General features: G+C 56.9%; 15 protein-coding genes, 2 tRNA genes and 1 rRNA gene. 12 read left to right on the forward strand and 6 right to left on the reverse strand.

Features of this window, described 5'->3' with window-relative positions; genetic code table 11:
* Positions 1–3 precede the first annotated feature (3 nt).
* The 3 genes from rrf (at position 4) to ACA373_RS20940 (ending at position 379) form a co-directional block, all read left to right on the forward strand.
* Positions 4–119: ribosomal RNA gene (gene rrf, locus ACA373_RS20930) — 5S ribosomal RNA — on the forward strand.
* 100 nt (positions 120–219) lie between these two features.
* Positions 220–296 (forward strand) — tRNA-Asp (locus ACA373_RS20935).
* A gap of 7 nt (positions 297–303) precedes the next feature.
* Positions 304–379: transfer RNA gene (locus tag ACA373_RS20940), tRNA-Trp, on the forward strand.
* A gap of 366 nt (positions 380–745) precedes the next feature.
* Here ACA373_RS20940 and hdfR read toward each other — a convergent pair.
* Positions 746–1,570, reverse strand: coding sequence for an HTH-type transcriptional regulator HdfR (hdfR, locus tag ACA373_RS20945; protein WP_253457158.1), 825 nt, complete (start codon positions 1,568–1,570; stop codon positions 746–748).
* A 121-nt stretch (positions 1,571–1,691) separates the two neighbouring features.
* On the opposite strand from hdfR, the gene ACA373_RS20950 reads away from it, so the two are divergent.
* Positions 1,692–2,030, forward strand: a complete 339-nt coding sequence (locus ACA373_RS20950; RefSeq protein ID WP_125290748.1) for a DUF413 domain-containing protein — start codon at positions 1,692–1,694, stop codon at positions 2,028–2,030.
* 61 nt (positions 2,031–2,091) lie between these two features.
* Here ACA373_RS20950 and ACA373_RS20955 read toward each other — a convergent pair whose 3' ends face one another.
* Positions 2,092–3,609: a YifB family Mg chelatase-like AAA ATPase gene (locus ACA373_RS20955; RefSeq protein WP_253457161.1), complete on the reverse strand. Its 1,518-nt coding sequence runs from the start codon at positions 3,607–3,609 to the stop codon at positions 2,092–2,094.
* Positions 3,610–3,934: 325 nt separating this feature from the next.
* Between ACA373_RS20955 and ACA373_RS20960 the strand changes: the two genes are divergently transcribed.
* The 6 genes from ACA373_RS20960 (at position 3,935) to ilvA (ending at position 10,488) form a co-directional block, all read left to right on the forward strand.
* Entirely contained in the window at positions 3,935–4,033 is a 99-nt protein-coding gene (locus tag ACA373_RS20960; RefSeq protein ID WP_125290746.1) for an IlvGEDA operon leader peptide, read from the forward strand.
* Positions 4,034–4,182: 149 nt separating this feature from the next.
* Positions 4,183–5,829, forward strand: coding sequence for an acetolactate synthase 2 catalytic subunit (gene ilvG / locus ACA373_RS20965; RefSeq protein WP_301731006.1), 1,647 nt, complete (start codon positions 4,183–4,185; stop codon positions 5,827–5,829).
* Positions 5,826–6,083, forward strand: a complete 258-nt coding sequence (gene ilvM, locus ACA373_RS20970) for an acetolactate synthase 2 small subunit (RefSeq protein ID WP_125290744.1) — start codon at positions 5,826–5,828, stop codon at positions 6,081–6,083. Before ilvG ends, ilvM begins: the two co-directional genes overlap by 4 nt.
* Positions 6,084–6,102: 19 nt before the next feature.
* Complete coding sequence (locus tag ACA373_RS20975; RefSeq protein WP_253457167.1) at positions 6,103–7,035, forward strand: branched-chain amino acid transaminase; 933 nt, start codon at positions 6,103–6,105, stop codon at positions 7,033–7,035.
* 54 nt (positions 7,036–7,089) lie between these two features.
* Positions 7,090–8,940 carry a dihydroxy-acid dehydratase gene (gene ilvD, locus ACA373_RS20980; RefSeq protein WP_253457170.1) on the forward strand — a complete coding sequence of 617 codons (1,851 nt, stop codon included), beginning with the start codon at positions 7,090–7,092 and terminating at the stop codon, positions 8,938–8,940.
* A 3-nt stretch (positions 8,941–8,943) separates the two neighbouring features.
* On the forward strand, positions 8,944–10,488 hold the full coding sequence (gene ilvA, locus ACA373_RS20985) for a threonine ammonia-lyase, biosynthetic (RefSeq protein ID WP_253457172.1): 1,545 nt from the start codon (positions 8,944–8,946) through the stop codon (positions 10,486–10,488).
* Here the strand turns inward: ilvA and ilvY are convergent.
* Entirely contained in the window at positions 10,485–11,366 is an 882-nt protein-coding gene (gene ilvY, locus ACA373_RS20990) for an HTH-type transcriptional activator IlvY (RefSeq protein ID WP_369896698.1), read from the reverse strand. The two genes, ilvA and ilvY, sit on opposite strands and share 4 nt — an antisense overlap.
* A gap of 155 nt (positions 11,367–11,521) precedes the next feature.
* Between ilvY and ilvC the strand changes: the two genes are divergently transcribed.
* Positions 11,522–13,000, forward strand: a complete 1,479-nt coding sequence (gene ilvC, locus ACA373_RS20995; RefSeq protein ID WP_253457175.1) for a ketol-acid reductoisomerase — start codon at positions 11,522–11,524, stop codon at positions 12,998–13,000.
* Between the two features lie 91 nt (positions 13,001–13,091).
* Here ilvC and ACA373_RS21000 read toward each other — a convergent pair whose 3' ends face one another.
* Positions 13,092–14,252 carry a M20 aminoacylase family protein gene (locus ACA373_RS21000; RefSeq protein ID WP_370735038.1) on the reverse strand — a complete coding sequence of 387 codons (1,161 nt, stop codon included), beginning with the start codon at positions 14,250–14,252 and terminating at the stop codon, positions 13,092–13,094.
* Between the two features lie 212 nt (positions 14,253–14,464).
* A complete protein-coding gene (gene ppiC, locus ACA373_RS21005) occupies positions 14,465–14,746 on the reverse strand; it encodes a peptidylprolyl isomerase PpiC (protein WP_125290737.1) in 282 nt (93 codons plus the stop codon).
* Between the two features lie 87 nt (positions 14,747–14,833).
* Between ppiC and rep the strand changes: the two genes are divergently transcribed.
* Positions 14,834–16,858 (forward strand): DNA helicase Rep, encoded by a 2,025-nt coding sequence (rep, locus tag ACA373_RS21010; RefSeq protein WP_253457181.1) that lies wholly within the window; start codon positions 14,834–14,836, stop codon positions 16,856–16,858.
* Between the two features lie 46 nt (positions 16,859–16,904).
* Here rep and gppA read toward each other — a convergent pair whose 3' ends face one another.
* On the reverse strand, positions 16,905–18,389 hold the full coding sequence (gene gppA / locus ACA373_RS21015; RefSeq protein ID WP_301731010.1) for a guanosine-5'-triphosphate,3'-diphosphate diphosphatase: 1,485 nt from the start codon (positions 18,387–18,389) through the stop codon (positions 16,905–16,907).
* Positions 18,390–18,391: the final 2 nt, after the last annotated feature.

Here is an 18,391-nt window from a genome sequence, read left to right on the forward strand (position 1 = left end):
TTGCCTGGCGGCTTTAGCGCGGTGGTCCCACCTGACCCCATGCCGAACTCAGAAGTGAAACGCCGTAGCGCCGATGGTAGTGTGGGGCCTCCCCATGCGAGAGTAGGGAACTGCCAGGCATCAAATTAGACCATTTATGGTCATGACTTTTCCCGTGACGCGGAAAAGGCGAAATACCTGATATCAGAGGCAACATTCTGAGTTCAGTACAGAATCGGTGGAGCGGTAGTTCAGTTGGTTAGAATACCTGCCTGTCACGCAGGGGGTCGCGGGTTCGAGCCCCGTCCGTTCCGCCACCCTTTTAGGGGCGTAGTTCAATTGGTAGAGCACCGGTCTCCAAAACCGGGTGTTGGGAGTTCGAGTCTCTCCGCCCCTGCCATTTAAAAATAATCCTTTGCTCCGGCAAAGGATTTTTTTTGTCTGAAAAACGGCTATTCTGTTCTGCTTGTTCTGCTTGTTCTGCTTGTTCTGCCTGTTCTGCCTGTTCTGCCTGTTCTGCCTGTTCTGCCTGTTCTGCCTGTTCTGCCTGTTCTGCCTGTCCTGCCTGTCCTGCCTGTCCTGCTTGTCCTGCTTGTCTGTACTGTTTCTCACCGGATTCTAACCTTTATCCCTGCATATCAAACGACCTTACCTCTTGATATTAAAGTCAGGAAATGGCCAGCAGCTGACCATTCTGTCCTGAAGGCCCTGAAACAAGGGCATATGACCGGAAACTTAAATCAGGGCGTATGACCGGAAACTTAAACTAAGGCGTATTAACCGGAAACTTGAGCAACTGTCTGATGTGTGACTGCTGATCGCTGTTTTGCAGCCAGACGGCGTAAAGCGGGCGTACAGCGACGGGCGTATCCGGGATAACGGATAAATCGGGATACTCGCTGTGCCAGATATCCGGTAAGAAAGCACAGGCACCGGTGGTATGCAGTAGCTGACGTGTCAGATGGGCTGACGTTGTTGTCAGCACGGGGACATCGTCCGCGCCCGCCAGATAGCTTTCATGCTGATGAAAATCAGCGCCCCATTCCAGCTTGATGTAATCATACTTTTCACGCTTCTCCGATTGCCGCGATCGATAAAGCGTTAGCGAAATATGACCGATCTGCTGGCTGGTCAGTTCGTCCATTTTAGGCGCTTCCGTAGTGATTAGCAGATCCAACTGGCGCTCATGCAGCTGTTTAACCAGCAAATGACGCTGAGCCACTCTTGCCTCCAGGTGCAAATCTTCCCGATTTTCATACAGCGTTTGTAGCCAGGGCGTCAGATAAGCTTCCCAAAGAGAAGCGCTGGCACCGATAGAAAGTTCATGATGCTGCTGGGTATGCGCGACCTCTTTTTTGGCCATCATCCAGGTGCTCATCAGGCTTTCGGCATAAGGAAGCAGCCTTTCGCCCGCTGACGTCAGACGGATATTGTTACGGTGACGCGTAAAAAGGTTAACGCCCAGCTGATTTTCCAGCTGCCTGATGCGAAAACTTACGGCAGATTGCGTGAGATAGAGCGCTTCAGCGGCACGCCCAAAGTGGCGGGTTCTGCTCACTTCAAGAAAGGTCTTTAATAATTCCGTATCCACATCCGTCTCCTGAAAATCATTTGTCGTCATGATTTAAATGTTTTGTTTTACACTCTGTCAAGCGTATCTAATACTCCGCGCCATAAATAGCACGGCCATAAAAGAGTTAGGAGCGTGTAAAATGGCGGAAAGCTTCGCAACAACGAATCGTTTTTTCGATAACAAACATTACCCACGCGGTTTCTCGCGCCACGGTGATTTCACTATCAAAGAAGCTCAACTTCTTGAGCGTTATGGTTACGCTTTTAACGAGCTGGATTTGGCAAAGCGTGAACCCGCAACGGAAGAAGAGCGTCTGTTTATTGAGGTATGCCGTGGTGTACGCGAACCTCAGTCCGAAGCAGAACGGGTATGGTCAAAGTATATGACGCGTATCAAACGTCCAAAGCGTTTTCATACGCTTTCCGGCGGCAAGCCGCAGATGGAAGGCGTGGAAGACTATTCGGACAGCGATGATTAATGATAAAGGGGCTTCGGCCCCTTTATTGTCAGCGATAAACGCTTTTTTGCAAGATAAAAACCTATTCCAGACTGTTAAGCAGATGAACCAGCAATCTGTCCATTGCCCGATAGCTTAATGCTTCAAGTAAATGCTCCCGTTTAATACTCTCTTTTTCCGCCAAATCAGCAATGGTTCGGGCTACTTTCAAAATGCGCTGCCAGGCGCGAACGGAAAGTCCCAGCTGATTAAGCACCTCTTCCAGCCAGCTCGCATCCTCTTTGCTTATTTCACAAAATCGCCGTATATCGCCTGGCGTTAACTTCCCGTTAATCGCTCTGGCCCGCGTTAGCTGAACGTTTCTGGCGGCCAGAACCCGCTGACGCACCGTTGCGCTGGATTCGCTGACGGAAGCCTGGCTTAATGTGCCGGGCGGCAGGAGGGGGACTTCCAGCGAGAGGTCGAAACGATCGAGGAACGGACCGGAAAGACGGCTGAGATAGCGCAGCGTCTGTTGAGGGGTGCTGCGGTTGTGCTTTACGCCATGCTGACCGGTAGGGCTGGGATTCATGGCAGCCACCAGCTGAAATCGCGCCGGATAGATGACCTTTGCTTTAGCGCGCGACAGGGAAATACTTCCCGACTCGACAGGCTCTCGCAGGGCATCCAGCGTCCTGCGTTCAAACTCCGGCAGTTCATCAAGAAACAGTACGCCGTTATGCGCCAGGGAGATCTCACCGGGTTTAGGCAAGGTGCCGCCGCCAACCAGCGCATAGCGCGAAGAGGTATGATGCGGCGCCCGGAAAGGTCGCTGACGCCATGGGTGGTCAGCCAGCGACGAACCCGCCACGCTGGCGATAGCGGCGCTCTCCAGCGCTTCCCGATCGCTCAGCGGCGGCAGCAAACCTGCAAGACGGGTCGCCAGCATCGTCTTGCCCGTGCCGGGCGGGCCAATCAGCAGCAGGTTATGACCACCGGCAGCGGCGATCTCCAGCGCTCTTTTAGCCTGCTGCTGGCCGATGACCTCGCTTAAATCCTCGGCGGGCATAATGATGTCGGTGGGAGCATAGCTGGCCTGCTGGAGATCCGCCTGTCCATTTAAATAAGCGCATACGTCAAGCAGGCTATTCGCAAGACGGCTATGCGCATGTTTTACAAGGCTGGCCTCATGACCGTTGTCCGTGGAGAGGATCAGCGTCCGCTTCGCCTCTGCCGCCGCCATGGCAGCAGGAATAGCAGCCTGTACGCCTCGCAGAGCACCCGTCAATGCTAATTCTCCCAGTAACTCATACTGCCCCAGTTTTTCTCCGCAAATTTGCTCTGAGGCCGCCAAAATCGCTATGGCGATAGGGAGATCGTATCGGCCGCCTTCTTTGGGCAGATCGGCTGGCGCAAGATTCACGGTAATGCGTCGCGCGGGAAAGGTGAAGCCGCAGTTTATCAGCGCGCTCCGGACACGTTCACGCGCTTCCTTAACCGTGGTTTCCGGCAGGCCGACCAGCGTCAGAGCAGGCAGGCCATTACTTAAATGCACTTCAACGGTTACCAGAGGCGCTTCCACGCCGATAGCCGCACGCGTATAGGTAACAGATAGCGACATAAAAACTCCTTATGGTCGTATTCTGTCCTGCTTCCTGACGGGTGACGAGAGCCGATATTCCGCTTATCGAAGCGGCTCGCAAAAAATATCGCTTCCCGGAGCCTTTATAAAAATTCGACGCGACCCATAAAAACAGGGCAAAGCCATTGCGTCTGGTACGTAATGAATAATTTTCAGGATTTAGCTTATTCCTTGATTAACGGTTGGTTTTTTATTAATCGCGGCGGCCATCATAAAATAAAGTGATGAAAAAAGTTGAATGCATCGCACTAACTGTGATAACTCTGTAGGCATTACTTCGAACAAGTGAATTTATCGAATCTAAATGAAAGCCCTTCTACGAGTCCTAAGCCTTGTCATTATCAACGTCGTCGTGATTATTATCACGCCGTGCGGGGCTACGCTCGGAGGAAGAAAGGCTTAAAAATCAAGCCTGAATTCAGAAGAACCCCCGCACCGAAAGGTCCGGGGGTTTTTTTTTGGCAGGGCTGACAGGCTATCAACGACAGAGGAACAGAAGATGAACAGTAGAATAAAATGCTGTTGTTCCCAGCGAGAGGCGGGGAAATAACTATGAATGGTGCTCAGTGGGTGGTTCAGGCGTTGCGTGGGCAGGGAGTCGAGACTGTTTTCGGCTATCCGGGTGGTGCGATTATGCCCGTCTATGATGCGCTCTATGATGGCGGCGTCGAACATCTACTGTGCCGACATGAGCAGGGTGCTGCCATGGCCGCCATCGGTTATGCCCGTTCTACCGGAAAAGTCGGCGTTTGCATCGCCACGTCCGGCCCCGGCGCGACCAACCTTATCACCGGGCTGGCTGATGCAATGATGGATTCCGTGCCGGTGGTGGCGATTACCGGCCAGGTTGCCGGCGGCCTGATCGGCACCGACGCTTTTCAGGAAATTGACGTGCTCGGCCTGTCGTTGGCCTGTACCAAACACAGCTTCCTGGTCGGCTCGCTGGAAGAGCTGCCGGAAATCATGGCCGAAGCTTTCGCCATCGCCCGCTCCGGTCGCCCCGGCCCTGTGCTGATCGATATCCCTAAAGATATCCAGTTAGCCAGCGGCGAGCTGACAGCCCATCTGGCGGCGGTTGAAGACGAAGCGGCGCATCCTCATCAGGCGTTGGCGCAGGCGCGCGCCATGCTGGCTCAGGCTAAGAAACCGGTTTTGTACGTGGGCGGCGGTGTTGGCATGGCCGGTGCCGTAGAGGCCCTGCGTGCGTTCGCTCACGAAACGGGCATTCCTACCGTCGCCACGCTGAAAGGTCTGGGCGCGCCGGATCCTCAGGATGCCTGTTATCTGGGGATGTTGGGTATGCACGGCACCAAGGCCGCCAACTTTGCCGTCCAGCAATGTGACCTGCTGATTGCCGTCGGCGCCCGTTTTGACGATCGCGTAACCGGCAAGCTGGATACGTTTGCTCCTCATGCCAGCGTTATCCATATGGATATCGATCCCGCCGAGCTGAACAAATTGCGCCAGGCGCATGTGGGATTGCGAGGCGACCTCAATAAGCTGCTGCCGGACTTATATCATCCGACGGAAATCAGCGCATGGCGCGAGCACGTGCAGGCGCTGAAGGCCGATCACGGCTGGCGTTACGATCATCCGGGCCAGGCTATCTATGCGCCGCTGTTTCTGAAACAGCTCTCCGATCGTAAACCGGCAAGCGCGATTGTTACCACCGATGTCGGCCAGCACCAGATGTGGACAGCGCAGCATATGAGCTTTAACCAGCCGGAAGATTTTATTACTTCCAGCGGTCTCGGCACGATGGGCTTCGGACTGCCGGCCGCCGTGGGCGCGCAGGTCGCCCGACCGGAAGATACCGTGATCTGCGTGTCGGGCGACGGCTCTTTTATGATGAATGTACAGGAGCTGGGCACCATCAAGCGCAAGCAGCTGCCGGTAAAAATCGTTTTGCTGGATAACCAGCGTCTGGGCATGGTGCGCCAGTGGCAGCAGCTGTTTTTCTCGGAGCGCTACAGCGAAACCAATCTCTCCGACAACCCCGATTTCCTGATGCTGGCCCGCGCTTTCGACATTCCCGGCCAGCGCATTACCCGTAAAGACCAGGTGGCTGCCGCGGTAGACGCTTTGCTGAACAGCGAAGGGCCTTACATGCTGCATGTCGCCATTGATGAACTTGAAAACGTCTGGCCGCTGGTGCCGCCGGGTGCCAGCAACGAAAATATGATGGAGAAAACCTCATGATGCAGCATCAGTTATCCATAGAGGCGCGCCTGCGCCCTGAAATCCTGGAACGCATCCTGCGCGTTGTTCGCCATCGCGGCTTTCAGGTTTGCGCAATGAATATGTCTTCCGGCGAAAATAGCGACAGCATAAATATTGCCATGACCGTTGCCAGCCAGCGCCCGGTCGATTTACTGTCAACACAGTTAAGCAAGTTGATGGATGTTGCCACCGTTCACATCCAACACCAGACAACACAACAAATCCGCGCCTGAGCGCGAAAAGGAAAGAAGAATGACGAAGAAAGCTGACTTTATCTGGTTCAATGGCGAGATGGTGAAGTGGGAAGAGGCGAAAGTTAGCGTCATGTCCCACGCGCTGCACTACGGCACCTCCGTATTTGAAGGCGTCCGCTGCTATGACTCGCACAAAGGCCCGGTAGTCTTCCGCCATCGTGAACATATGCAGCGTCTGCACGACTCTGCAAAGATCTATCGCTTTCCGGTCAGCCAGAGCGTTGATGAGCTCATGGAAGCCTGCCGCGAAGTGCTGCGCGTCAACAAGCTGACCAGCGCTTATATTCGCCCGCTGGTTTTCGTCGGCGACGTGGGCCTGGGCGTGAACCCGCCGGACGGCTACAGCACCGATGTGATCATTGCCGCCTTCCCGTGGGGCGCTTACCTGGGCCCGGAAGCGCTGGAGCAGGGTATTGATGCGATGGTTTCCTCCTGGAACCGCGTGGCGCCAAACACGCTGCCAACCGCAGCGAAAGCGGGCGGCAACTACCTTTCCTCTCTGCTGGTGGGCAGTGAAGCGCGCCGTCACGGCTATCAGGAAGGCATCGCGCTGGATACCCAGGGCTATATCTCTGAAGGCGCCGGCGAGAACCTGTTTGAAGTGAAAGACGGCATCCTGTTTACGCCGCCGTTTACCTCCTCCGCGCTGCCGGGCATTACGCGCGACGCCATCATCAAACTGGCGAAAGAGATGGGCATTGAGGTACGCGAGCAGGTGCTTTCCCGCGAATCGCTCTATCTGGCCGACGAAATCTTTATGTCCGGTACGGCGGCGGAAATCACCCCGGTACGCAGCGTGGACGGCATTCAGGTTGGCGAAGGCAAACGCGGCCCGATCACGACCCGCATCCAGTCCGCTTTCTTTGGGCTGTTTACCGGCGAAACCGAAGACAAGTGGGGCTGGCTGGATCCGGTCAACCCACAACAATGACATTTTACGGGCGTCGTTTGACGCCCGTGTATCATCTGATTCTGGAGTATGAGCATGCCTAAGTACCGTTCCGCCACCACCACTCATGGCCGTAATATGGCCGGTGCCCGCGCGCTGTGGCGCGCCACGGGTATGACCGACGACGATTTTGGCAAGCCTATCATTGCCGTGGTCAACTCCTTTACGCAGTTCGTACCGGGGCACGTACATTTACGCGACCTGGGCAAACTGGTTGCCGAACAGATTGAAGCTTCCGGCGGCGTCGCCAAAGAGTTCAACACTATCGCTGTCGATGATGGCATCGCGATGGGGCACGGCGGTATGCTTTACTCTCTGCCTTCGCGCGAGCTGATCGCCGACTCGGTCGAATACATGGTCAACGCCCACTGCGCGGACGCCATGGTCTGTATCTCTAACTGCGACAAAATCACGCCGGGAATGCTGATGGCTTCCCTGCGCCTGAATATTCCGGTGATCTTTGTTTCCGGCGGCCCGATGGAAGCCGGGAAAACCAAACTTTCCGATAAGATCATCAAGCTGGATCTGGTTGATGCGATGATCCAGGGCGCTAACCCGAACGTCAGCGACGAAGACAGCGATAAAATCGAACGGTCAGCCTGTCCGACCTGCGGTTCCTGCTCCGGCATGTTTACCGCTAACTCAATGAACTGTCTGACGGAGGCGCTGGGCCTGTCGCAGCCGGGCAACGGCTCGCTGCTGGCAACCCATGCCGATCGTAAGGCGCTGTTCCTGAAGGCAGGCGAACGCATCGTTGGCCTGGCGAAACGCTACTACGAGCAGGATGACGAAAGCGTGCTGCCGCGTAATATCGCCAGTAAGGCCGCCTTTGAAAACGCGATGACGCTGGATATCGCGATGGGCGGCTCGACCAATACCGTTCTGCATCTGCTGGCCGCCGCGCAGGAAGGCGAAATCGATTTTAATATCTCCGATATCGATCGGCTTTCCCGCAAGGTGCCGCATCTCTGTAAGGTTGCGCCAAGCACCCCGAAATACCATATGGAAGACGTACACCGCGCTGGTGGCGTCATCGGCATTCTGGGCGAGCTGGATCGGGCGGGCCTGATGGATAACAGCGTGCGCAACGTGCTGGGCCTGAGCCTGCAGGAAACGCTGCAACAGTACGACATCATGCTGACCAAAGACGAGGCGGTGAAAAAAATGTTCCGCGCCGGCCCGGCCGGGATCCGCACCACCCAGGCGTTCTCACAGGATACGCGCTGGGAAACGCTGGACGATGACCGTCAGGAAGGCTGCATCCGCTCCCGTGAACATGCCTTCAGCCAGGACGGCGGCCTTGCCGTGCTGTATGGCAATCTGGCAGAAGATGGCTGTATCGTGAAAACCGCTGGCGTAGAAAAAGAGAGCCACACCTTCCGCGGCCCGGCCAAAGTCTACGAAAGTCAGGACGATGCGGTAGCGGCCATCCTCGGCGGCAAAGTCGTGGCGGGCGACGTGGTGGTGATCCGCTACGAAGGGCCGAAAGGCGGGCCGGGAATGCAGGAAATGCTTTATCCGACCACCTACCTGAAATCGATGGGGCTGGGCAAAAGCTGCGCGCTGATCACCGATGGCCGTTTCTCTGGCGGCACCTCAGGGCTTTCTATCGGTCACGCTTCGCCGGAAGCAGCCAGCGGCGGCACCATCGCGCTGGTGAAAGACGGCGACATGATTGATATCGATATTCCGAATCGCGGCATCAAACTGGATGTGCCGGACAACGAACTGCACGCGCGTCGTGAAGAGGAAGAGGCGCGCGGTGACGCGGCCTATACGCCTCATAACCGCGAACGTCAGGTTTCCTTTGCTCTGCGCGCCTACGCTTTACTGGCGACCAGTGCGGACAAAGGCGCAGTACGCGACAAAAGCAAGCTGGGAGGCTAAAACATGGCTGAGTCTCAACCGTTATCCGCCGAGCCTTGCGGCGCGGAGTATCTGCGAGCGGTACTCCGTGCGCCGGTTTACGAAGTTGCGCAGGTCACGCCCCTACAAAAGATGGAGAAAATCTCCTCTCGTCTTGGTAATACGGTACTGGTTAAACGCGAAGATCGTCAGCCGGTGCACAGCTTCAAAGTGCGCGGCGCCTACGCGATGATCGCTTCGCTTAACGAGGAGCAAAAGGCCAGCGGCGTGGTGACCGCTTCGGCGGGCAATCATGCCCAGGGCGTAGCGCTGTCGGCGACCCGGTTGGGGATTAAATCTCTGATCGTCATGCCGGTAGCGACGGCTGATATCAAAGTAGAGGCCGTGCGGGCGTTTGGCGGTGAGGCTTACCTGTTTGGCGCCAATTTTGACGAAGCGAAAGCGAAGGCGCTGGAGCTGGCGGCACAGAAGGGCTACACCTTTGTGCCGCCGTTCGACCATCCGATGGTGATTGCCGGACAGGGCACGCTGGCGATGGAGCTGCTGCAACAGGATGCGCATCTCGACCGTATTTTTGTGCCCGTTGGCGGCGGCGGCCTGGCGGCTGGGGTGGCGGTGCTGATCAAACAGTTGATGCCGCAGATCAAGGTCATTGCGGTGGAAGCGGAAGACTCCGCCTGTCTGAAAGCGGCGCTGGAAGCGGGCGAGCCGGTCGATCTGCCGCGCGTCGGGCTGTTTGCCGAAGGCGTGGCGGTGAAGCGGATCGGCAGCGAAACCTTCCGGCTGTGCCAGGAATATCTTGACGACATTATCACCGTGGACAGCGATGCTATCTGCGCGGCGATGAAGGATCTGTTTGAAGACGTGCGTGCCGTCGCGGAGCCTTCCGGCGCGCTGGCGCTGGCGGGCATGAAAAAATATATCCAGCAGCATCAGATCAAAGGCGAGCGGCTGGCGCATGTTCTTTCCGGCGCCAACGTCAATTTTCACGGCCTGCGCTACGTTTCCGAACGCTGCGAGCTGGGGGAACAGCGTGAGGCGCTGCTGGCGGTTACGATCCCCGAGCAAAAGGGCAGTTTTTTGAAGTTCTGCCAGCTGCTGGGCGGACGCGCCGTTACCGAGTTTAACTACCGCTTCGCGGACCCGGACAACGCCTGCATTTTTGTCGGCGTGCGGCTGACGCGCGGTCTGGAAGAGCGACATGAAATCCTGCAGCTGCTGAACGAAGGCGGTTATAAGGTGGTGGATCTCTCCGACGATGAAATGGCGAAGCTGCACGTGCGCTATATGGTCGGCGGTCGCCCGTCAAAGCCGCTTAAAGAACGGCTTTACAGCTTTGAGTTCCCGGAAGCGCCCGGCGCGCTGCTGCGCTTTTTGCAGACCCTGGGCACCCACTGGAATATTTCGCTGTTTCACTATCGCAGCCACGGTACGGACTATGGACGCGTGCTGGCGGGATTCGAGCTGGGCGAGAACGAACCGCAGTTTGAAGAACATCTGGCGGCTCTGGGCTATGATTGTCATGACGAAACCCATAACCCGGCCTTCAGCTTCTTCCTGGCGGGCTAAAGCAGGCTCCAGAACGCATCAATCAGCGGCTCGTTGAGCCGCTTTTTCTGTACGCAGACGCCCAGCTCCAGCGGCGCGACAATATCAATATTTTCCAGTTCCAGAATACGGTTACGGATCGGCTCCGGGCTGTTCTCCAGCACCACGTCCGGGATCAGCGCCACGCCGCAGCCCAGCGCCACCATCGAGACGATAGCCTCATGCCCCGCCACGGTGGCGTAAATCAACGGACTGGCGATGCGGCGGCGACGGAACCAGAGATCGATACGCTGTCGGGTTGGCCCCTGGTCGGGCAGGATAAACGGGATCTGCGGCCAGTCCGGTTCCGGCTGGCTGGCCTGGCTACGAACCGGACAAGGCAGCGCGGGCGCGATCAGCACCAGCGGGATCGGGCCTAAGGTCGTAAAGCCAATGCTGGCGGGCAGCGTTTCCGGCCGTCCGGCGATGGCGATATCGGCTTCGGCGCTCTGCACCTTATCCACTGCGTCGGCAGGATCGCCGGTGGTCAGTTTGATCTCCACCAGCGGGTGTTCAGCGCGAAAGCGATCGAGGATCGGCGGCAGATGGCTATAGGCCGCCGTTACCGAGCAAAACAGACGCAGCTCGCCGCTCAGCGACGGGCCGTGCTGGCCAATGGCGTGACGCAGCTGCTGATATTGCAACAGCGTTTGCTGGGCAAACTGGCGCAGCTGTTCTCCGGCGTCGGTCAGCGTAACGGTGCGGTTGTCGCGCAGAAACAGCGTCTGGCCCAGGTCTTCCTCCAGCCGCTGGATCTGGCGGGAAAGCGTAGAAGGGCTAACGTGCATCGCCCGCGCGCTGCGGCCAAAATGACGGCTTTCGGCCAGATGCAGGAAGAGTTTCAGATCGCGTAAATCCATGCGCTTGCGGCCTCATTTTAGCGTTGCAGTATTTGCAATATGACGTTGTTAATATATCAATTTAAGCAATACATTTCCTGTCATATGATGGGGATTAAGAGGGTGATACGGCATCACCGATAAAATAAAAGACGAACACAACCTCAGGAGTTCCCATGGCTAACTATTTCAACACGTTGAACCTGCGCAATCAGCTGGCGCAATTAGGTAAATGCCGCTTTATGGCGCGCGATGAATTTGCGGACGAAGCAAGCTACCTGAAAGGCAAAAAGGTCGTGATTGTTGGCTGTGGTGCTCAGGGTCTGAACCAGGGCCTGAATATGCGTGATTCCGGGCTGGATATCGCCTATGCGCTGCGCGCGGAAGCCATCGCGGAGAAACGCGCTTCCTGGCGTAAAGCGACGGAAAACGGTTTTAAAGTCGGCACCTATGAAGAGCTGATCCCACAGGCGGATCTGGTGGTAAACCTGACGCCGGACAAACAGCATACCTCGGTAGTGCGTGCCGTACAGCCGCTGATGAAAGACGGCGCGGCGCTGGGCTACTCGCACGGTTTTAATATCGTAGAAGTCGGCGAGCAGATCCGTAAAGACATTACCGTCGTGATGGTTGCGCCAAAATGTCCGGGTACGGAAGTGCGTGAAGAGTATAAGCGTGGCTTCGGCGTGCCTACGCTCATCGCCGTTCACCCGGAAAACGATCCAAAAGGCGAAGGCATGGCGATTGCCAAAGCCTGGGCAGCCGCAACCGGCGGCCATCGCGCGGGCGTGCTGGAATCGTCCTTCGTGGCGGAAGTGAAGTCCGACCTGATGGGCGAGCAGACCATCCTGTGCGGCATGTTACAGGCTGGTTCGCTGCTGTGCTTCGACAAGCTGGTGGCGGAAGGCACCGATCCGGCCTACGCGGAAAAATTAATCCAGTTCGGCTGGGAAACCGTGACCGAAGCGCTGAAGCAGGGCGGCATCACGCTGATGATGGATCGCCTCTCTAACCCGGCTAAACTGCGCGCTTTCGAGCTGTCTGAACAGCTGAAAACCATCATGGCGCCGCTGTTCCAGAAGCACATGGACGACATCATCTCCGGCGAATTCTCTTCCGGCATGATGGCCGACTGGGCCAACGACGACAAAAAACTGCTGGGCTGGCGTGAAGAGACCGGTAAAACCGCTTTTGAAACCGCGCCGCAGTTTGAAGGTAAAATCGCCGAGCAGGATTATTTTGACGAAGGCGTGGTGATGATTGCGATGGTGAAAGCGGGCGTTGAGCTGGCGTTTGAAACCATGGTCGCTTCCGGCATTATCGAAGAGTCTGCCTACTACGAATCGCTGCACGAGCTGCCGCTGATCGCCAACACTATCGCTCGTAAGCGTCTGTACGAGATGAACGTGGTGATCTCCGACACTGCCGAATACGGTAACTATCTGTTCTCTTACGCGGCTGTTCCGTTGCTGAAAGAGTTTATGAGCACGTTACAAACGGGCGATCTGGGCAAGGCGACGGCAACCACGACTACGGTGGATAACGCGCAGCTGCGTGACGTTAACGAAGCTATCCGCAACCATCCTATCGAATCCGTTGGCCGCAAGCTGCGTGGCTATATGACCGATATGAAACGTATCGCGGTAGCGGGCTAACCGCGCTGCTGATAACCAAAGGCGTGGTAATTTGCCGCGCCTTTGGCGTTTTTACCGCCTTATCTTATCCTCCCGCCGGTGGCTGCTGCCGTTATTGCAGATAGCGCTGCGTCAGCAAACACCAGAATGCGGCGGCAGTCACGATAATGTCGTCATTAAAATCGTAGCCGGGGTTATGCACCATCGGGCCATCGCCAGCGCCCACCATCAGGTAAGCGCCGTGGGGATGGGCCTCCAGCAGAAAAGCAAAATCTTCGCTGCCCATTAGCGGCGGCATATCGGTACAAATCAGCGACTCGTCGACCAGCTCACGCGCCACGCCGATAGCAAAATCGGTTTCCTGTTCGCTGTTAATCAATACCGGGCTGCCGCTGACGTGCACCACCTCCGCGCTGGCGTTAAAACTTTCCGCCTGCAAACGGGCAATATCCTGAATACGTTGCAGCAATAGCTGGCGCACCTGAGGATCGAGCGCTCTGACGCTCAGCTTCAGCACCGCCTTTTCATTGATGATATTGAACGCTTCGCCGGACTGGATACTGCCGATAGTGACCACCGCCTGGGCGAAAGGCGACACGTTCCGGGAAACTATTGTCTGGAGGGCTATAGCGATATGGCAGGCGACCAGAGTGGCATCCACGCCTTTTTCCGGCATAGCGGCATGGGCGCCTGCGCCAGAAACGATAATATCCAGCCTGTCGGAAGAGGCCATCACGGCATGTTTTTTAAAGTAGAAGGATCCGCAGGGCAGACCAGGCATATTATGCAGGCCAAACAGCGCATCGCAGGGGAATTTTTCCAGCAGGCCGTCGCGAAGCATCGCTTTTCCCCCGCCGGACAACTCCTCCGCAGGCTGAAAAATCAGCCGGAGTGTACCGTTAAAGTTTCGGTGACGGGCCAGATATTCCGCCGCGCAGAGCAGAATAGCGGTATGGCCGTCATGACCGCAGCCGTGAAACTTTCCGGCGGTTTTGCTGCACCAGCTTTTGCCGCTGATTTCCTGCATCGGCAGGGCATCCATATCGGCGCGCAGCCCCAGCGTTTTTGTGCCGCTGCCTGCTTTTAACGTGGCGACCACGCCGGTTTTTGCCATTCCCTGATGCACGCTGTAGCCAAACTCCCGCAGCTTTGCCGCCACCCGCTCGCTGGTGCGCAGCTCTTCGAAACCCGTTTCCGGGTGCTGGTGCAAATCGCGACGGAACTGCGTCCAGAAAGCTTCCCTTGTCTTTAAAGCCTGCAATAACGAATGCATATCTCTCTCCATGAGTTAATTATCCGGCTTATCCTGCCATGACTGGCGCAACGGAGTCTGTGAGTCCGGCCTGGTTTATCGTGAGCTGGCCGCTATTAGTGCCGCGAGAGTAAGCAAGCGCGGGAAAGAAGGGGAACGCGGAAAGAAGAGGAAGCAAAAACAGCTTCCGCAAGCACGACGGCCAGCGGAAGCTGTTGCACAGGCAGGGCCGCTTAGTTGCGGTACAGCACCTTGATGATGTGATAGCCGAACTGCGTGTGCAGCGGGCCGTAAGGCGTGATAAGCGGGCAGGAGAACACTACTTTATCGAAAGCCGGCACCATCGCGCCCTGTTTGAACTCGCCTAAGTGGCCGCCTTTTTTGCCTGACGGACAGATAGAGTGCTTTTTCGCCAGTTTTTCAAAATCTGCGCCCTGTTCCAGCTGTGCCAGAAGGTCCTGAGCCAGTTTCTCTTCCTTTACAAGGATATGGAGTGCTGCTGCGGTTTTTGCCATGATCGTACCTTGAGTCGTATGGATGCTGCTGGCTATACTACCACGCTGTGATTTCTTTCCCTCTGTCATTTCATCGAGTAAACCCCTATGCGTCTTAATCCTGGTCAGCAACACGCCGTCGAATTCGTCACCGGGCCCTGTCTGGTGCTGGCCGGCGCCGGCTCGGGCAAAACGCGCGTGATCACCAACAAAATTGCCCATCTGATCCGCGAATGCGGCTATCAGGCTCGCCATATTGCGGCGGTGACCTTTACCAATAAAGCCTCGCGCGAGATGAAAGAACGCGTGGCGCAAACGCTGGGCCGCAAAGAGGCGCGTGGCCTGATGATTTCCACTTTCCATACGCTGGGTCTGGAAATTATCAAACGCGAATACGCCGCATTGGGCATGAAGTCCAACTTCTCGCTGTTTGACGATCAGGATCAGCTGGCGCTGCTGAAAGAGCTGACCGAAGAGTGGCTGGAAAACGATAAAAATCTGCTGCAACAGCTGATCTCTACGATCTCGAACTGGAAAAACGATCTGCTGGATCCTGCGCGCGCGGCGGCGGCGGCGCAATCCGAGCGCGACAAAATTTTCGCTCACTGTTACAGCCTTTACGATCGGCATCTGAAAGCCTGCAACGTGCTGGATTTTGATGACCTGATCCTGCTGCCGACGCTGTTGTTCCAGCGCAATCTGGAAGTGCGCGAGCGCTGGCAGCAGCGTATCCGCTACCTGCTGGTGGATGAGTATCAGGATACCAACACCAGCCAGTACGAGCTGGTGAAGCTGTTGGTCGGTGCGCGCGCGCGTTTCACGGTGGTAGGCGACGACGATCAATCAATCTACTCCTGGCGAGGCGCAAGACCGCAGAACCTGGTGCTGCTGAAAGAGGATTTTCCGGCGTTACAGGTTATCAAGCTGGAGCAGAACTACCGTTCTTCCGAACGTATCCTGAAAGCGGCCAATATTTTGATCGCCAATAACCCGCACGTGTTTGAAAAACGCCTGTTCTCAGAGCTGGGCTACGGCGCGGAGCTGAAAGTGGTGACGGCCAATCACGAGGATCACGAGGCGGAGCGCGTGACGGGCGAGCTGATAGCGCACCATTTTATCAACAGGACGCAGTACAAAGATTACGCCATTCTCTATCGCGGCAATCATCAGTCGCGCGTCTTTGAAAAAATGCTGATGCAGAACCGCATTCCTTATCGCATCTCCGGCGGCACCTCGTTCTTTTCGCGGCCGGAAATCAAAGATCTGCTCGCCTATCTGCGCGTGTTGACCAATCCTGACGACGACAGCGCCTTTATGCGCATCGTTAATACGCCACGGCGTGAAATTGGCCCCACCACGCTGCGCAAGCTGGGCGAATGGGCGATGCAGCGTAATAAAAGCCTGTTCACCGCCAGTTTTGATATGGGGCTGGGCCAGACGCTGGCCGGGCGCGGGCTGGAATCGCTACAGCGCTTCACTTTCTGGCTGCAGGAAGTCGCGCAGCTGGCGGAGCGGGAGCCGGTGGCCGCCGTGCGGGATTTGATCCGCGGCATTGATTATGAAAGCTGGCTGTTTGAAACCTCCGCCAGTCCAAAAGCCGCCGAAATGCGCATGAAAAACGTCAATACGCTGTTCCAGTGGATGACCGAAATGCTGGAAGGCAGCGATATCGACGAGCCGATGACGCTGACGCAGGTGGTGACCCGCTTTACGTTACGCGACATGATGGAGCGCGGCGAAAGCGAAGAAGAGGCGGACCAGGTACAGCTGATGACGCTGCACGCTTCCAAAGGGCTGGAGTTTCCCTATGTTTATCTGGTCGGCATGGAGGAAGGGCTGTTGCCCCATCAGAGCAGCATTGATGAAAACAATGTGGAAGAGGAGCGTCGGCTGGCCTACGTCGGCATCACGCGTGCGCAAAAAGAGCTGACCTTTACGCTGTGTCGCGAGCGCCGTCAGTATGGCGAAGTGATCCGTCCGGAGCCAAGCCGCTTTCTGCTGGAGCTGCCGCAGGACGATCTCAACTGGGAAACGGAACGCAAGGTGGTCAGCCCGGAACAGCGGATGCAGACCGGGCAAAGCCGCGTAGCGGGACTGCGGGCGATGCTGGATAAGGCAAAAAACACCGGATAGGCTTTTGGCGGGTGAAGCAAGGGGACGCAAGCTGTCCCCTTATTCTTTAACTGACGGTCAGCGGCCAGTGCACATAGCTCTGCCAGCGGCTTTCCTGCTCCAGCAGTTCTGCCCGCAGCGGATGCGCTTCCAGCCAGCCGTTCGGCAACGTCAGCTGTAGCGCGTCGTCATCGGCATGGAGCCGCACGGCAGGCAGCGTATCGTCACGGCGACGGCTGGCGAAAATAATCGCCAGCCGCAGCAGCCGGCACATTCTTTCCGCCATGCGCGGCGGTACGGCGTTTTGCTGGCTGAGCAGCGCCAGGTCGATTCCGTTGACCTGGTTTTGCAGCAGCGTGGCCAGCAGCTTTTTCTGCGCCGGAGTAAAGCCCGGCAGATCGAGATGGCGAACCAGATAGGCAGCGTGCTGCGGCGCCTGTTTAAAATCGACGCTGAGGCCGATTTCATGGATCAGGCAGGCGCTGTTGAGCAGCTCCCGACAGCGTTCATCCAGCTTCCAGCTGTGGCTGACCTGACGGCCAAAGCTCTCCGCCAGGGCGCGCACGCGTTCCGCCTGTTCGGCATCAATCACGAAACGACGCTGAATGTTATGCAGGGTACGGCTACGGATATCCCGATCGACCGGCAGCCCGAGCATTCCGTATACCAGCCCTTCGCGCAGCGCGCCACCGGCCAGCGTCATGCTGCTGATGTTCAGCTCGGTAAAGATGGCGATCAGAATAGAGAGGCCGCTGGGAAAAACCAGCGCGCGCTCCAGCGTCAGTCCTTCGATTTCCAGCTCTTCCAGCTTGCCGCACTGAATGGCGCGCTGTTTCAGCTGCTGGAGCTTGGCAAGCGTAATGCGTTCGTCCATGCCCTGCGCCATCATGATTTCCTGTAGCGCCTGCACGGTGCCGGAGGCGCCGACGCAAATTTCCCAGCCCTGCTCGCGCAGTTTTGAGACAACCGGTCGGATCATGTCGCTTGCTGCCTGTTCCGCCGCGGCAAAATTATCTTTACCGAGGTGGCGGTCGCCGAAATAACGCTCCAGCCAGGTGACGCAGCCCATCGACAGGCTGAACAGAGCGCCGGGCTGTGCACCGCTGCCGGTAACCAGCTCGGTGCTGCCGCCGCCAATATCGACCACCAGCCGCTTATCGGAGCCGCCGGTGGTGTGCGCCACGCCCTGATAGATCAGACAGGCTTCTTCCTCGCCGCTGATCACATTGATGGCGCAGCCCAGAATGTTCTGCGCCCTGGAAAGAAAAGCCTCTGCGTTGGCGGCCAGCCGCAGCGTCGCCGTAGCGACCACGCGGATTTGGTCCGTGGGAATATCCTGTAGCTGTTCCGAAAACAGCGCCAGGCACTGCCAGCCGCGCGCCATTGCCTCGTCAGAGAGGCGGCTGTCGCTGTCCAGACCGGCCGCCAGGCGGACTTTGCGTTTGATACGCGCAACGGTCTGGATACTGCCCGCCACCTCGCGCACCACCAGCATATGAAAGCTGTTAGATCCTAAATCTATTGCAGCATAAAGCGATGAGGCGCTGGGCATGG

Source organism: Erwinia sp. STN24, assembly GCF_041320675.1.
Classification (GTDB): domain Bacteria; phylum Pseudomonadota; class Gammaproteobacteria; order Enterobacterales; family Enterobacteriaceae; genus Erwinia; species Erwinia aeris.

Bases quoted from the DNA above. Each gene is read 5' to 3' on its own strand.
- ACA373_RS20950 (WP_125290748.1), top strand. From the start codon at position 1,692: ATGGCGGAAAGCTTCGCAACAACGAATCGTTTTTTCGATAACAAACAT.
- ACA373_RS21000 (WP_370735038.1), bottom strand. From the start codon at position 14,252: ATGCATTCGTTATTGCAGGCTTTAAAGACAAGGGAAGCTTTCTGGACG.
- ilvC (WP_253457175.1), top strand. From the start codon at position 11,522: ATGGCTAACTATTTCAACACGTTGAACCTGCGCAATCAGCTGGCGCAA.
- ilvM (WP_125290744.1), top strand. From the start codon at position 5,826: ATGATGCAGCATCAGTTATCCATAGAGGCGCGCCTGCGCCCTGAAATC.
- ppiC (WP_125290737.1), bottom strand. From the start codon at position 14,746: ATGGCAAAAACCGCAGCAGCACTCCATATCCTTGTAAAGGAAGAGAAA.
- ilvY (WP_369896698.1), bottom strand. From the start codon at position 11,366: ATGGATTTACGCGATCTGAAACTCTTCCTGCATCTGGCCGAAAGCCGT.
- ACA373_RS20960 (WP_125290746.1), top strand. From the start codon at position 3,935: ATGAAAGCCCTTCTACGAGTCCTAAGCCTTGTCATTATCAACGTCGTC.
- rep (WP_253457181.1), top strand. From the start codon at position 14,834: ATGCGTCTTAATCCTGGTCAGCAACACGCCGTCGAATTCGTCACCGGG.
- ilvD (WP_253457170.1), top strand. From the start codon at position 7,090: ATGCCTAAGTACCGTTCCGCCACCACCACTCATGGCCGTAATATGGCC.
- ilvG (WP_301731006.1), top strand. From the start codon at position 4,183: ATGAATGGTGCTCAGTGGGTGGTTCAGGCGTTGCGTGGGCAGGGAGTC.
- ilvA (WP_253457172.1), top strand. From the start codon at position 8,944: ATGGCTGAGTCTCAACCGTTATCCGCCGAGCCTTGCGGCGCGGAGTAT.
- ACA373_RS20955 (WP_253457161.1), bottom strand. From the start codon at position 3,609: ATGTCGCTATCTGTTACCTATACGCGTGCGGCTATCGGCGTGGAAGCG.
- gppA (WP_301731010.1), bottom strand. From the start codon at position 18,389: ATGCCCAGCGCCTCATCGCTTTATGCTGCAATAGATTTAGGATCTAAC.
- ACA373_RS20975 (WP_253457167.1), top strand. From the start codon at position 6,103: ATGACGAAGAAAGCTGACTTTATCTGGTTCAATGGCGAGATGGTGAAG.